Origin of the sequence: Mycobacterium sp. E136 (assembly GCF_001666865.1) — a bacterium.
Lineage (GTDB): Bacteria > Actinomycetota > Actinomycetes > Mycobacteriales > Mycobacteriaceae > Mycobacterium.
The window spans coordinates 1-16,288 of sequence record NZ_LZJE01000120.1; the positions used below are offsets into that span (position 1 = coordinate 1).

At 65.1% G+C, this 16,288-nt stretch carries 1 protein-coding gene; it reads left to right on the forward strand.

Annotated elements, in window-relative coordinates; translation table 11 throughout:
• On the forward strand, positions 1-16,288 hold a 16,288-nt coding region (locus tag A5698_RS08440), incomplete at both ends, for a non-ribosomal peptide synthase/polyketide synthase (protein ID WP_156670658.1).

Consider the following 16,288-nt stretch of genomic DNA (forward strand, 5'->3'; position numbering starts at 1 on the left):
TGCCCCCGGCTACGCCCTATCGCAGGTTCGTCAGTTGGCTGGCTGAACGGGACCGCGAAGCCGCCCAGGCGGCCTGGCGTGAGGTGATGGCCGGCTTCGAGAGCCCAACCTTGTTGGGCCCGCCGGACCGGCTGGAAGTCGCAAGCCGAGGTGTTGCCGCTCGCCGATTGCCTCGGCACCTCACCCAGGCGGTGAGCGACTTGGCGCGCTCGCGGTTCACCACTGTCAACGTCGTTCTCCAGGCCGCCTGGGCGTTGCTGTTGAGTTCGCTGACCGGTCAGCGTGACGTTGCCTTCGGTACCGCCGTATCCGGCCGCCCCGCCGAAGTGCTGGGCGCTGAGTCGATGGTTGGGTTGCTGATCAACACGGTCCCGGTGCGGGCGGACATCACGTCGGCAACCACCACGGCGGACTTGCTCGACCAGCTGCAGGACGCTTACAGCCGCACACTGGATCACCAGCATCTTGCGCTCAGCGAGATACACCGCCTCTCGGGTCACGACAAACTTTTCGACACGCTCTTCGTCTACGAGAATTACCCGCTTGACCCTGCTGCGTTGGCGGGCGACCACGAGCTGACCATCACCGAGTTCAACGCGCGTGAATACAACCACTATTCGCTTACTCTTCAGGCGGTTCCCGGCGACGAACTGAGCCTTCGGGCCGAATTCGCCACCGACGTATTCGACGATGAAAGCATCGAGGCCCTGATCGGGCGGTTCGAGCGGGTGTTGGGGGCGATGACCGCCGAGCCGGACCAGCGGCTGTCGACGATCGATCTGCTCGATGCCCAAGAGCAGATCCGTTTGGACGATTTCGGTCGCCGAGCCGTACTGAGCCGGCCCGCAACCCAGCGGTCAATCCCAGCGCTGTTCGCCGATCAAGTGGCGCGCACACCCGAGGCGCACGCCCTGACTTACCAAGGCCAATCACTGTCGTACCGCGAGTTGGATGAGGCGGCGAACCGGCTGTCGCACCTGTTGTCTGCTAACGGTGCGGGTCCGGGACAGAGCGTGGCGCTGCTGTTCAACCGGTCGGCTGAGGCGATCGTGGCCATCCTGGCTGTGCTCAAGGCCGGGGCGGCCTACCTGCCGATCGATCCGAAACTTCCGGCGGCCCGTATCGGATTCATGGTCCAGGACGCGGCACCGATCGTCGGTGTCACCACCGGCGGTTTGGCCGACCTGCTGACCGCGCATGGGCTGCCTGTCGTCGATGTCGACGACCCTCGCATACACGAACACCCCAGCACGGCATTGCCGGCGCCCGCTGCCGATGACCTAGCCCACATCATCTACACCTCGGGCACCACGGGTGTCCCGAAGGGTGTGGCCGTGACCCATTCCAACGTCACCCGCCTGTTCGATGGGATGGATGTCGGGATCGACTTGTCGCCGGCGCAGGTGTGGACGCAGACGTCGTCGTTGGTCTTCGACTTCTCGGTGTGGGAGATCTGGGGCGCGCTGCTGCACGGGGGCCGACTGGTCGTGGTGCCCGAGGACGTCGCCCGGTCACCCGAAGACCTTCATGCCTTGCTGATCACGGAGCGTGTCAGCGTACTGAGCCAAACCCCGTCGGCGGTGGCGGCGCTGTCACCCCGGGGTCTGGAGTCGGTGGCATTGATGGCCGCCGGTGAGGCTTGTCCGGTCGGAGTCGTGGATCAGTGGGCACCTGGGCGAGTCATGATCAACGGCTACGGCCCGACCGAAACCACTGTGTACGCGACGATCAGTGCGCCGCTGACCGCTGGATCGGCTGTTGTGCCGATCGGCGGCCCCGTTCCGGGGGCGGCATTGTTCGTCCTCGACGGCTGGCTTCGTCCGGTTCCTCCCGGTGTGGTCGGTGAGCTGTACGTGGCCGGCCACGGAGTGGCCTGCGGGTATGTGCGCCGCGTCGGGCTGACCGCCTCGCGGTTCGTCGCCTGTCCATTCGGGTCGCCGGGACAACGGATGTATCGCACCGGAGATTTGGTGCGCTGGGGTCCTGACGGGCAACTGCAGTATTTCGGCCGGGTCGACGAGCAGGTCAAGATCCGCGGATATCGCATCGAACTCGGTGAGATACAAGCCGCATTGGCCGGGCTCGACGGCGTGGAGCAGGCTGCGGTGATCGTCCGTGAAGACCGCCCCGGCGACAAGCGGTTGGTCGGCTACATGACCGGAACCGCCGATCCGAACGCAGTGCGCGAAGCCCTGGCCAAGCGGCTGCCGGCCTACATGGTGCCGACGGCTGTGGTGGCGCTCGACGCGCTTCCCCTCACAGTCAACGGGAAGCTCGATAAACGGGCCCTGCCCCCACCGGGATATCAAGGTGCTGATACCTACCGTGCGCCCACCGACGCGGTAGAAGAGGTGTTGGCCGACATCTACGCCGAGGTCCTCGGTCTCGACCGGGTCGGAATCGATGAATCTTTCTTCGAATTGGGCGGAGACAGCATCCTCTCGATGCAGGTCGCCGCTCGCGCGCGTGCTGCCGGGTTGAAGTGCCGGCCGCGTGACATTTTCGTCGAACAGACCGTGGCACGACTGGCCCGCGCGGCCGGAACGACCGCCGGTGACACTGCAGTCCTCGATGAGGGCTTGGGCACGGTGCAGCCGACGCCGATCATTCGGTGGCTCGAAACTGTCGACGGCCCGGTTGACCAGTTCAATCAAACGGTGTTGCTGCAGGCGCCCTCAGGGGTGACTGAGACCGATGTGGTGACCCTGATCCAGACGCTGCTGGATCGGCACGCCACGTTGCGACTGCGCGTCGACGATGATGGCGCCGGCGGCTGGTCACTGACGGTGCCCGACGCCGGGACCGTCGATGCGGCCGCATGCGTGTACACCGCCGACGTGCTCTCCGACGAGGCGCTGATCAGAGCGCGTTCTCGACTCAACCCGGCCCTCGGCGACATGCTGAGCGCGTTGTGGGTGGCGCCCACCGGTCAGCTGGCCGTGATCATCCACCACCTTGCCGTCGACGGCGTGTCCTGGCGCATTCTTTTGGAAGACCTCAATACAGCCTGGACGCAGCACCGGAACCACCAACCGGCGGAGTTGCCGCCAGGTGGGACGTCGTTCGCCCGCTGGGCGTCGCTGCTCGCCGAGCATGCGCAGGACGGCACCGTGGTGCAGCACGCGCAGACATGGCGGCAAGTCGGTGCGGTCCCCGCGTTGCTGCCTGCGGTGCAGCCAACCGTCGATACGTTCGCCACCGCCGGCCACTCATCGGTCGCTCTAGACGTGTCGACCACCCGGATGCTCCTGGGTGAGGTTCCGTCGGCTTTCCATTCCGGCGTGAACGACATCCTGTTGGTCGCTTTTGCGCTGGCGCTAGCTGAGTTCCTAACGACCGACGGTGGACCGATCGCTATTGATGTGGAGGGCCACGGGCGCCACGAGGAACTGGCTGCCGATGTGGACCTGTCTCGCACGGTCGGGTGGTTCACCACCAAGTACCCGGTCGCATTGACCGTTGGATCGCTGGACTGGTCGCAAGTGATCGCCGGTGATGCTGCGCTCGGAACAGCGATCAAAAAGGCCAAGGAGCAGTTGCGGGCCCTGCCGGACGGGTTGACCTACGGCCTGCTGCGATATCTGAACGCCGACGTCGAGCTGGCGGAGCCGGACCCCACCATCGGTTTCAACTACCTAGGTCGGCTGGGCGGCTCGGCCGCCGAGGCATCCGGCGCGATGTGGCGCATGAACCAAGAAGGGTTGTCGTCGATCGCCGCGGCCGCCGCTATCCCGATGCCGTTGATGCACACCTTGGAGTTGAACGCCGCCACAGTCGACGCTGAAACAGGTCCACAACTGCATGCGAACTGGAGATGGGCGCCCTCGGCACTCGACGACGCGCAAGTCGGCCGACTGAGCCGATTGTGGTTCGCGGCCCTCACCGGTATCTGCAAGCACGTCAGCGAGGGCGGCGGCGGATTGACGCCCTCCGATATCGCGCCGGCTCGTCTGACTCAGCAGCAGCTGGACGAACTACACCAGCAGTACGCGATCGCCGATGTTCTGCCATTGAGTCCCCTGCAGCACGGGCTCTTGTTCCACACCGACAGCGCGCAGCTCACCGATGATGTCTATGCGGTGCAGCTGGACATCTCCGTGGATGGGCCGCTTGATGCCAACCGCCTGCACGAGGCAGTGCTGGCGGTGGCCAACCGGCATCCGAACCTCGCTGCCACGTTCTGCACCCAGTTCGAAGAGCCGGTACAGATCATTCCGGTCGATCCGAACGTGCCTTGGAATTATCTCGATCTCGTTCCGGGCGATGCGGACATCGACGAGCAGCTCGACACCGTGTTCGCCGCCGAACGCGCCGCGGTCTGCGATCTTGCCCACCAGTCGGCCTTCCGGGGGGCACTGATCCGGACCGCCGCGAACGGTCACCGGTTTGTGCTCACCTTTCACCACATCGTGGTGGATGGGTGGTCGCTGCCGATCCTCCTGCAGGAAATCTTCGCCAGCTACTACGGGCAGCCGTTGCCGGCGGCAGCCCCGTACCGCAACTTCATCCATTGGCTGATCAGTCGCGACCGCGAAGCCGCCCGGGTGGCCTGGGGTGAGGTACTGGCCGGCTTCGAGAACCCGACCATGGTGGGTCCGCCCGATCGGTCGGGGGGCGGCAAGCGAGACGTCGCGTCGTTCCGGGTGCCAGACCCGACCACGCGGGCCGTCGGCGACTTGGCGCGCGCTCACCACACCACTGTCAGCACGGTGTTGCAAGGCGCATTCGCGCAATTGCTGAGTTCGCTGACCGGTCAGCACGACGTCGCCTTCGGGACAGCGGTATCAGGGCGCCCAGACGAAGTTGTCGGCGCAGACTCGATGGTGGGTCTGTTGATCAACACGGTCCCGGTACGGGCGACCATCACGCCGGCCACCAGCACCGCAGACCTGCTCGAGCAGCTGCAGAACGCCCACAACCGGACCCTGGAACACCAGCACCTCGCGCTCAATGAGATACATCGGCTCACTGGGCACGACCAGTTGTTCGACACTCTGTTCGTCTACGAGAACTACCCGGTCGACACCGCTGCGCTGGAAGCGGATCACGAGTTGGCCATCCCGGAATTCGCGAGCCGCGAATACAACCACTATCCGCTGACGGTGCAGGCGATTCCGGGCGACGAGCTGGGCCTTCGGGTCGAGTACGACACCGACGTGTTCAACGCTGAGGATATTCACGTCCTCATCGATCGGCTCGAGCGGCTCTTGGTGACGATGACTGCCGATCCGAAACGGCCGCTCTCGTCGGTGGACTTGCTCGCTTCCGGTGAGCACGCCCGCCTCGATGAGATCGGTAACCGGGCCGTCCTGACCAAACCGGCGAGCCGAGGATCGTCGATCCTCGACGTTTTCTCAGCACGTGCGCAGGAGACGCCGAACGCGGTCGCGTTGGTGTGCGGTGACCGATCGTTGAGCTATCGAGAACTCGACATCGCGGCCAACCGGCTGGCCCACCTGCTTGCCGACCGGGGGGCGGGTCCGGGACAGTACGTCGCGCTTTTGTTCAACCGGTCCGCGGAGGCGGTTGTGGCGATCCTCGCGGTGCTCAAGACCGGCGCGGCGTATCTGCCGATCGATCCGACACTGCCGTCGGCTCGCATCGATTTCATCGTTCGAGATGCGACACCGCTGGCCGCCGTCACCACCGCCGACTTGGCCGGTCGACTAGACGACCACGATTTGCCGGTAGTGGACGTCAACGATCCGGCCGTCGCCCACCAGCCGAGCATTGCGCCCTCTCCGCCGGCGCCCGACGATGTCGCGTATGTGATATATACGTCCGGCACCACCGGCAATCCCAAGGGTGTGGCGGTCACCCATCGCAACGTCACCCAACTGCTGGCGTCTGGGAACAAAGGCCTTCCGCCCGTTGGGGTATGGGCGCAATGCCACACCCTCGCATTCGACGTCTCAGTGTGGGAGATATTCGGTGCTCTTCTGCGCGGCGGCCGCCTGGTGGTGCTACCCGAAGAGGTGACCCGGGCCCCGGAGAGCTTCCAGGACGTGCTGACGACCCAAAAAGTCGACGTGCTCACGGAGACTCCGTCTGCTGTCAGCGTGCTCTCTCCTCAAACGCTGGAATCAGTCGCGTTGGTGGCTGTCGGCGAGGCCTGTCCACCCGAGGTCGTGGATCGGTGGGCTCCGGGCCGGCTGATGATCAACGCATACGGTCCGACTGAGACCACGATGTGTGTCGCGATCAGTGCGCCGTTGACGCCTGGGACGGAAGCGGTGCCGATCGGCTCACCGGTGGCCGGGGCAGCCCTGTTCGTTCTGGACAACTGGTTGCGTCCCGTGCCGCAGGGTGTGGTCGGCGAGTTGTATGTGGCCGGCGCCGGCTTGGCTTGCGGTTATGTGCGACGCCTCGGTTTGACTGCATCGCGGTTTGTGGCGTGCCCGTTTGGAGCGCCGGGCACACGGATGTACCGGACCGGGGATCTCGTGTATTGGCGTGCGGACGGGCAGCTGGTCTACCTGGGACGCGCGGATGAGCAGGTCAAGATCCGCGGTTACCGCATCGAACTCGGTGAGGTGCAGGCGGCACTGGCAGCGCTCGATGGCGTCGAGCAGGCTGCGGTGATCGCCCGCAAGGACCGCCCGGGCGACAAGCGCCTGGTGGGCTACGTGACCGGCACCGCCGACCCGGTCGCCATCCGTGCAGCACTGACCGACCGGTTGCCGGCCTATATGGTCCCCACCGCCGTGGTCGCGCTCGAGGCGCTGCCGCTGACGGTCAACGGCAAATTGGACACGCGCGCATTGCCGGCACCCGAATACAGCGACTCCAATCGGTACCGCGCCCCGGCCACCCTCACCGAAGAGATCCTGACCGGTATCTATGCCCAAGTCCTCGGTGTGGAGCACCCCGGCGTCGACGACTCGTTCTTCGATCTCGGCGGCGATTCGCTGTCGGCGATGCGCTTGATCGGTGCTGTCAACGCCAGCCTGGGTGCCAACCTCTCGGTGCGCACATTGTTCGAGGCGCCCACCATTGCTCAACTGGCGCCACGGATCGGTGTTGATGGAACAGGGTTCGAGCCGTTGGCGCCGGTCGGACGGCCCGCGGTGGTGCCGTTGTCATTTGCCCAGAATCGGCTGTGGTTCCTCGATCAATTGCAGGGTCCGTCACCGGTCTACAACTTGGCGGTGGGCCTCAGGCTGGCCGGACGCCTTGATACAGAAGCACTTCGAGATGCGCTGACAGATGTCGTAGGCCGTCATGAATCGCTGCGCACAGTCTTTCCCGCGGTTGACGGGATACCTCGGCAGTCTGTGGTCCAGGTTGAGCGAGCCGATTTCGATTGGCAGATCGTGGATGCCGTCGGCTGGTCGCCGGTGCAGTTGGACGAGAGCATCGCCGCGGTAGTGCGTGCCCCGTTTGACTTGACCACCGATATTCCTTTGCGGACAAAGCTTTTCCGTGTCGACGAGGATGAGCACGTGCTGGTGGCGGTGGTGCATCACATCGCCGCCGATGGCTCGTCGGTCGCGCCGATGATTGGTGATCTATCGGTGGCGTATGCCGATCGGTGTGCGGGCCGGGCCCCGGGATGGACGCCGCTTGCAGTGCAGTATGTCGACTACACACTGTGGCAGCGAACACAATTGGGCGATATCGATGACCCGGAGAGCCGCATCGCCGCGCAGGTAGCTCACTGGGTTGACGCTCTCGCGGGGATGCCCGAGCGGCTCCAACTGCCCACCGATCGCCCCTACCCGCCGGTGGCCGATTACCGCGGTGCTCGAGTGAGGATCGAATGGCCGGCGCTGCTGCAGCAGCAGATTGCCTTGGTGGCTCGCGAGCACGGCGCGACCAGTTTCATGGTGATGCAGGCGGCGTTGGCGGTGCTCCTGTCCAAGCTGAGCGCGAGTTCCGATGTGGCCGTGGGGTTCCCGATCGCCGGCCGCCGAGACCCGGCCCTTGACGGCTTGATCGGCTTCTTCGTGAACACCTTGGTGCTGCGAGTGGACCTGGCCGGTGATCCGAGCGTGGCGGAGTTGCTCGACCAGGTGCGAACGAGGAGCCTCGTGGCGTTCGAGCACCAGGATGTGCCGTTCGAGGTGCTGGTGGATCGGCTCAAGCCGACCCGGTCGCTGACTCACCACCCGCTGGTACAAGTCATGCTGGCATGGCAGAACGACAGTGCGGAAACCGAGTTACGACTAGGAGATTTGGATGTCACGCCGCTGGAGACGGACACTCAGGCAGCTCGCGTCGACCTGACCTTCTCGCTGGCCGAACAGTGGAGTAGAGCCGGTGAGCCGACCGGGATCTCCGGCGTGGTGGAGTTCCGTACCGACGTGTTCGATGCGGCCAGCATCGAGGCGCTGATTGAGCGGTTCGAGCGTGTGTTGGTCGCGATGACCACCGACCCCAGCCGTGCTCTGTCGTCGGTCGATGTGCTCGGCCGCGCCGAGCAAGCGTGGTTAGACGAGGTCGGCAACAGGCCGGTGTTGACTGCGCCGGAAACGGCGTCAGTGTCGATACCGGTTCTGTTCGACGCGCAAGTTGCACGTAGTCCCGAAGCGTTGGCGATCAGCTACGGGAACCGAGCCATGACTTACCGGGAACTCGACGAGGCAGCGAACCGGTTGGCGCACTTGTTGGTCGGCCGAGGGGCGGAACCCGGGAAATGTGTCGCTTTGTTGTTGTCGCGGTCGGCCGAGGCGATCGTCGCAATCTTGGCGGTTCTGAAATCCGGGGCAGCGTATTTGGCCATCGATCCGGGCATGCCGGAGGCGCGGATCAGGTTCATGATGGAGGACGCGGCGCCGATGGCCGTGATCACCAATACCGATCTTGGTGATCTCTCCTGCGGATTCGACGTGCCGGTCATCAATCTCGACGATCCAGTGATCGACACATACCCCGGCGATGGCTTGCCGGCTCCAACGCCCGAGGACGTCGCCTACCTTATTTACACCTCGGGTACGACGGGGGTGCCCAAGGGCGTCGCCGTCGCGCATCGCAACGTGTCCCGCTTGCTCGAGTCCCTCGACGCTGGAATCGATCTCGCTGACCAGGTGTGGTCGCAGACCCATTCGTTGGCATTCGACTTCTCGGTTTGGGAGATCTTCGGTGCACTAGTGCGTGGCGGGCGACTAGTGGTGGTGCCCGACGCGGTGGTCCGCTCACCAGAAGACCTCCGTGCACTGCTGATCGCTGAGCGAGTCAGTGTGTTGAGTCAGACACCTTCGGCTTTCTATGCGCTACAAGCCGCTGATGCATCAACGCCCCCTGCGGGTGATCAACTGCAACTTCAAACAGTCGTGTTCGGTGGAGAAGCGCTGGAGCCTCAGAGGCTTCGGGCCTGGCTTGATGATCACCCCCGATCACCTCGGCTGATCAACATGTACGGCATCACCGAAACGACGGTGCATGCCTCCTTCAGGGAAATCGTCGACACCGACGTCGATGGTGTGATCAGCCCGATCGGGGAGCCACTGGCGCACCTGGGCTTCTTCGTGCTCGACGGTTGGTTGAATCCCGTGCCGCCGGGTGTGGTCGGCGAGCTGTACGTAGCGGGCGCCGGGCTGGCGTACGGGTATGTGGGCCGGGCGTCGTTGAGTGGAACGCGCTTCGTGGCGTGCCCGTTTGGCGGACTAGGTACGCGGATGTATCGGACCGGGGACCTCGCGCGGTGGGGGGTTGATGGGCAGCTGCAATACGTCGGGCGCGCCGACGAGCAGGTCAAGATCCGGGGGTACCGGATCGAGCTCGGTGAGGTCCAAGCCGCGCTCGTCGGCTGTGATGGTGTGGAACAGGCGGTGGTCATCGCCCGTGAAGACCATCCAGGAGACAAGCGCCTCGTCGGATACATCACCGGGACCGCAGATTCAGCCCAGGTTCGCGCCGCCCTCGGCGAGCGGCTGCCTGCCTACATGGTTCCGGCGGCGGTCGTGGTGCTTGATGCGCTGCCGTTGACACCCAATGGCAAGCTCGACAAGCGGGCCCTGCCGGCACCCGAGTATTCCGAGGCAGATCGCTACCGCGCCCCCTCGAGCCCGACCGAAGAGATCTTGGTCATCGCTTTTGCCAACGTGCTCGGTTTGCCGAGAGTCGGAGTCGATGACTCGTTCTTCGACCTCGGCGGCGATTCGTTGTCAGCGATGCGGGTGATTGCTGCGGTCAATAAATCTCTGGATGCTGGTCTCGCGGTGCGTGATTTGTTCGAGGCGCCCACCGTTTCGCTGTTGGCGTCCCGTGTTGCCGGCGGTTCCGCCGGGCTGGAGCCGGTGTCCGCCGCCCAGCGACCGGCGGTGATTCCGTTGTCATTCGCGCAGAACCGGTTGTGGTTCATCGACCAATTGCAGGGCCCCTCAGCGGTTTACAACATGGTGGTCGCGTTGCGGCTATCCGGGTCCTTGGATGTCCAATCGCTGCGGCTGGCGCTGAACGACGTGGTGGGCCGGCATGAGTCGCTTCGTACGTTGTTTCCGACCGTTGACGGGATACCTCGCCAGCTGGTCGTGCCGCCCGAACAGGCGCAGGTGGGTTGGCAGCTTATCGACGCGGCTGGGTGGCTTGACAGCCGGTTGGGCGACGCCGTCGACTCTGTGGTGCGTCAACCGTTTGACCTGAAGGCTGAAATCCCCTTGCGGGCAACGCTTTTCCGTCTCGCCGACGACGAATATGTCATGGTGGGCGTCCTACACCATATCGCCGCTGACGGTTGGTCGATCACGCCGTTGGTAACTGATCTCGGGGTGGCGTACAGCTCCCGGTGCGAGGGTCGGGCGCCCGCCTGGGCAGATCTGCCGGTGCAGTATGTCGACTACACACTTTGGCAGCGGGCGCAGTTCGGCGATCTCGAGGATCCTGACAGCCCGATCGCCGCGCAGCTGGCCTACTGGGAAGAGGCTTTAGCAGGGATTCCTGAGCGGGTTGATCTTCCTACGGACAGGCCTTACCCGCCGGTGGCGGATTACCGCGGGGCCAGCGTTACTGTGCACTGGCCGGCTGAGGTACAGCAACGGGTCAGCGCGGTTGCTCGTGAACACAACGCCACCAGTTTCATGGTGGTGCAGGCGGCGTTGGCGGTGTTGTTGGGCAAGCTCAGCGCGAGTTCTGATGTGGCCGTCGGGTTCCCGATCGCTGGACGACGGGATCCGGCACTCGAGAGCCTGGTGGGTTTCTTCGTCAACACGCTGGTGTTGCGGGTTGATCTGGCGGGGGACCCCACGGTGGGCGAACTGCTTGGGCAGGTCCGGCAGCGTGGCCTGGCTGGATTTGAGCATCAGGACGTGCCGTTCGAGGTTTTGGTCGATCGGCTCAATCCGAACCGGTCCCGGGCTCATGAGCCGTTGGTCCAGGTGTTGTTGGCCTGGCAGAACTTCGCTGGGCCTCATCGCGGCCGTGGCACGGATCTGGCTTTGGGGGATGTGACGGTCACTCCGCTGCCGGCCGAGACTCACACTGCGCGTATGGATTTGACGTTCTCGCTGGCGGAGCACTGGAGCGAGGACGGTCAGCCGGCCGGGATCAATGGGGCGGTTGAGTTCCGGACCGATGTGTTCGAAGCCGCCAGCATCGAGGCCTTAATTGAGCGATTTGAGCGGGTCCTGCTGGCGATGACCGACGATCCGGCTCGCCGATTGTCATCGCTCGATGTTCTCGATTCGGCCGAACACGCTCATCTGGACGCGCTCGGTCATCGGGCGGTCCTGAGTGCACCGTCACCGCCGGCAGTGTCGATCCCGGTGTTGTTCGGCGCGCAGGTGGCGCGTCATCCAGAGGCGTTGGCGTTGACCTTCAAGGGTCGCTCGTGGACGTATCTGGACCTCGATGAGGCCGCCAACCGGTTGGCGCATATGTTGGTCGCTCACGGTGCTGGACCCGGTGAGCGGGTGGCGCTGCTGGTGAACCGGTCAGTTGATGCGGTTGTTGCGGTGTTGGCGGTGCTCAAGAGTGGGGCGGCCTACGTACCGATCGACCCGGCCCATCCTGATACGCGCATCGCGGTCATCCTTGCCGACGCAGCGCCGGTCACGGTGGTCACCACGACTGACCTGCGCCCACGACTGGACGTGGATGACGTGCCAGTCGTCGAGGTCGGCGACCCTCGCATCAACACTTACCCAAACACCGGTCTGCCGGCACCGACCGCGGACGACTTCGCCTACATCATCTACACCTCTGGAACCACCGGGGTTCCCAAGGGCGTCGCAGTGACTCACCGCACCGTGACTCAGATGTTCGAGTCGCTGGACATCGACCTGAAGCTGACGGATCAGGTGTGGTCGCAATGGCATTCGTTGGCGTTCGACGTGTCCGTGTGGGAGATCTTCGGTGCCCTGCTGCACGGTGGACGCTTGGTGATCGTGCCGGAGTCCGTTGCAGGCTCCCCGGATGAGCTCCATGCCCTGTTGATTGCTGAACAGGTCAGTGTCCTGAATCAGACCCCGTCGGCGGCGGCGGCGCTGTCGCCCGACGGTCTTGAGTCGGTGGCACTGGTGGTGGCCGGTGAGGCGTGCCCGCCCGAGGTGGTGGATCGCTGGGCGCCCGGCCGGTTGATGATCAACGGCTACGGGCCCACCGAAACGTGGTACACGTCGTTCAGCGCACCGTTATGCGCGGGTTCGGGGACGGTGCCCATTGGCACTCCGGTGCCCGGCGCTGCTTTCTTTGTTCTCGATGCGTGGTTGCGCCCGGTTCCCGTGGGGGTGGTTGGCGAGTTGTACGTAGCCGGGCGCGGTCTGGCGTGCGGCTACCTGGGCAGGGGCTCCTTGACGGGGTCGCGATTCGTCGCGTGTCCGTTCTCCGGCCCAGGGGAGCGGATGTATCGCACCGGAGATCTGGTGTCGTGGGCTCCCGATGGGCAACTGCGGTATACGGGCCGCGCCGATGAGCAGGTCAAGATTCGCGGCTATCGCATCGAGCTCGGCGACATTCAGGCTGCCCTGGCCGACTGCGATGGGGTCGATCAGGCGGCGGTCATCACTCGCGAGGACCGCCCTGGCGACCAACGGCTAGTTGGATACGTCACCGGTACTGCCGACCCGGCACAAGTCCGCTCGGCGCTGGCCGAGCGTCTGCCGGACTACATGGTGCCGGCCGCGGTGGTGGTGCTTGATGCGCTGCCATTGACGGTCAACGGCAAACTCGACCGACGCGCCCTGCCCGCACCCGATTACACCGATCTCGGTCGGTATCGCGCCCCGTCCACGCCGAACGAGGAGATCCTGGCCGCCGTCTACGCTCAGGTGCTGGGGTTGGAGCGCGTCGGTGTGGATGACTCGTTCTTCGAGTTGGGCGGGGACTCGTTGTCGGCGATGCGGGTGATCGCCGCTGTCAACAAATCTTTGAACGCGGGTCTCTCGGTGCGTGCTTTGTTTGAGGCGCCCACGGTGGCGGGGTTGGCACCGCGAATCGGCGGTGGCGAGGGGCTGGCGCCGCTGGTGCCCGTGGAGCGCCCGGCGGTGGTGCCGTTGTCGTTTGCCCAGAACCGGTTGTGGTTCCTGGACCAGTTGCAGGGGCCCTCTGCGGTCTACAACTTGGCAGTCGCGTTGCGGTTGGATGGGCGCTTGAGTGCAGAAGCGTTGGGCGCCGCCCTGATTGATGTGGTGGACCGCCACGAGAGTTTGCGCACGCTGTTCCCCGCCCCGGACGGGGTTCCCCAGCAGTCGGTGGTGCCGGTGGAGCGGGCCGAAGTCGGCTGGCAGGTCGTTGATGCCACCGGATGGCCGGCAAGCCAGCTGGAGCAGGCCGTCGAGGCGGTGGCGCGTCGGCCGTTTGATTTGGCCGCTGAGATTCCGTTGCGGGCAACGCTTTTCCGGCTCGCCGAGGATGAGCATGTGTTGGTGGCGGTGGTGCATCATATCGCCGCTGACGGCTGGTCGATCGCTCCGTTGGTGGGCGATTTGAGTGCGGCGTATGCCGCCCGGTGCGCGGGTCAAGCCCCGGACTGGGCGCCGCTGCCGGTGCAGTATGTCGATTACTCCCTGTGGCAGCGCGCCCAACTCGGTGAGTTGACCGATCCGGATAGCCCGATTGGGACGCAGTTGGCGTACTGGCAAGAGGCGTTGGCCGGTATGCCTGAGAGGGTGCAGTTGCCCACGGATCGGCCGTATCCGCCGGTGGCCGATTATCGCGGCGACAAGGTGGCGGTGCAGTGGCCGGCGCAGGTGCAGCAGGGTGTTTCGCGGTTGGCTGGTGAGCACGGCGCGACCAGTTTCATGGTGATGCAGGCGGCTTTGGCGGTGTTGTTGGCCAAGTTGAGCGCGAGTTCTGATGTGGCGGTGGGTTTCCCGATCGCTGGGCGGCGTGATCGGGCGCTCGATGAGTTGGTGGGCTTTTTCGTCAACACGTTGGTGTTGCGCGTCGACCTGGTCGGCGACGCGACGGTCGCTGAGGTGTTGGAGCAGGTGCGTGCGCGTAGCCTGGCCGCGTTCGAGCATCAGGATGTGCCGTTCGAGGTGTTGGTGGAGCGCCTCAACCCGGTCCGCGCGCTCAATCATCACCCGTTGGTGCAGGTGTCGTTGGCTTGGCAGAACAATGTCGCCGGTGATCTGCGCCTCGGCGATGCGCAGCTGACCCCGATGGCTGCTGACACCCACACCGCCCGCATGGACCTGACGTTCTCTCTGGGTGAGCAGTGGACCGAGGCCGGTGAGCCCGGCGGAATCAGCGGACACGTCGAGTTCCGCACCGATGTGTTCGATGCGGCCAGCATCGAAGCGTTCGTCGAGCGGTTTCAACGGATATTGGTGGCAATGACGGCTGACCCGTCCCGGCGGTTGTCGTCGATCGATGTGCTCGATCGTGACGAGCACGCCCGGTTGGAAAGCTGGGGGAATCGCTCGGTGCTGACGGCCCCAGGACCGCCGGCGGTGTCAATTCCTGACTTGTTCGCTGCTCAGGTCGGCCGTACGCCGGAGGCGGTGGCATTGACCTGTCAGGGCCGCTCGTGGACGTACCGCGAACTCGATGAGGCATCGAATCGCTGGGCGCACCTCTTGGCCAGTCGCGGGGTTAGGCAAGGACAGCGGGTGGCGTTGTTGGTGGAACGCTCAGCCGACGCGGCCGTGGCGATGCTGGGGATGCTCAAATGTGGAGCGGCTTATGTGCCGATCGACCCGGCGCACCCGGACGCGCGGATCGAGTTCGTGCTCGACGACGCCGCCCCGGTCGCCGCGCTCACTACCGCCGAGCTGACTCCCAGGTTGGCCGGCCATCAGCTTGTGGTGATCCACATCGACGACCCCGCCGTCGATAGCCAGCCCAGCACCGCAGTTACAGCGGTTGGGCCGGTGCCGGACGATGTCGCGTACCTGATCTACACCTCGGGCACCACCGGTGTCCCGAAGGGTGTGGTCACCACTCACCACAACGTCACCCAGCTGCTACAGCAGTTGGGCCGCTACCTGCCGGTGACCGGGGTGTGGACGCAGTGTCATTCCTATGGGTTCGACACCTCGGTGTGGGAGACGTGGGGTCCGCTGCTGAACGGCGGCAAGGTGGTGGTGGTGCCCGACACGGTGACCCGTTCGGCGGAGGACCTGCACTCGGTGCTCGTCGCCGAGCAGGTCAATGTGCTGACCCAGACACCATCCGCGGCGGGGATGCTCGCAGTTGAAGGGTTGGAGTCCACGGCGTTGGTGGTCGCCGGTGAGGCGTGTCCTCCGGAGTTGGTGGATCGGTGGGCGCCGGGGCGGGTGATGATCAACGCCTTTGGGCCGACCGAGACGACGATGGTCGTGATGCTCAGCGCGCCGCTGAAGGCGGGGTCGGGGGCCCCGCCGATCGGTGCGCCGGTACCGGGGGCGGCGTTGTTCGTGCTCGATGGCTGGTTGCGAGAGGTGCCGGTCGGGGTCGTCGGCGAGTTGTACGTGGCCGGCGAGGGTCTGGCGTGCGGGTACCTCGGCCGGGCTGCGTTGACCGCATCGCGGTTCGTGGCATGCCCGTACGGGAGTGCGGGAGTACGGATGTATCGCACCGGGGATCTGGTGTCGTGGGGCCCGGATGGACAGTTGCGATATGTGGGCCGCGTCGATGAGCAGGTCAAGATTCGCGGGTATCGCATCGAGCTTGGCGAAGTCCAAGCCGTGCTGGCCGGATGTGGCGGAGTAGATCAGGCGGCGGTGATCGCCCGTGAGGATCGTCCCGGCGACAAGCGTCTGGTGGGCTATGTGACCGAATCGGCGGCCGGGGCGGTGGATCCCAACGATGTCCGTGCGACCTTGGCCGAGCAGCTGCCGAGTTACATGGTGCCGGCCGCCGTCGTCGTTCTCGACGCGTTTCCGTTGACGGTCAACGGGAAGCTCGACACCCGCGCGCTGCCGGCGCC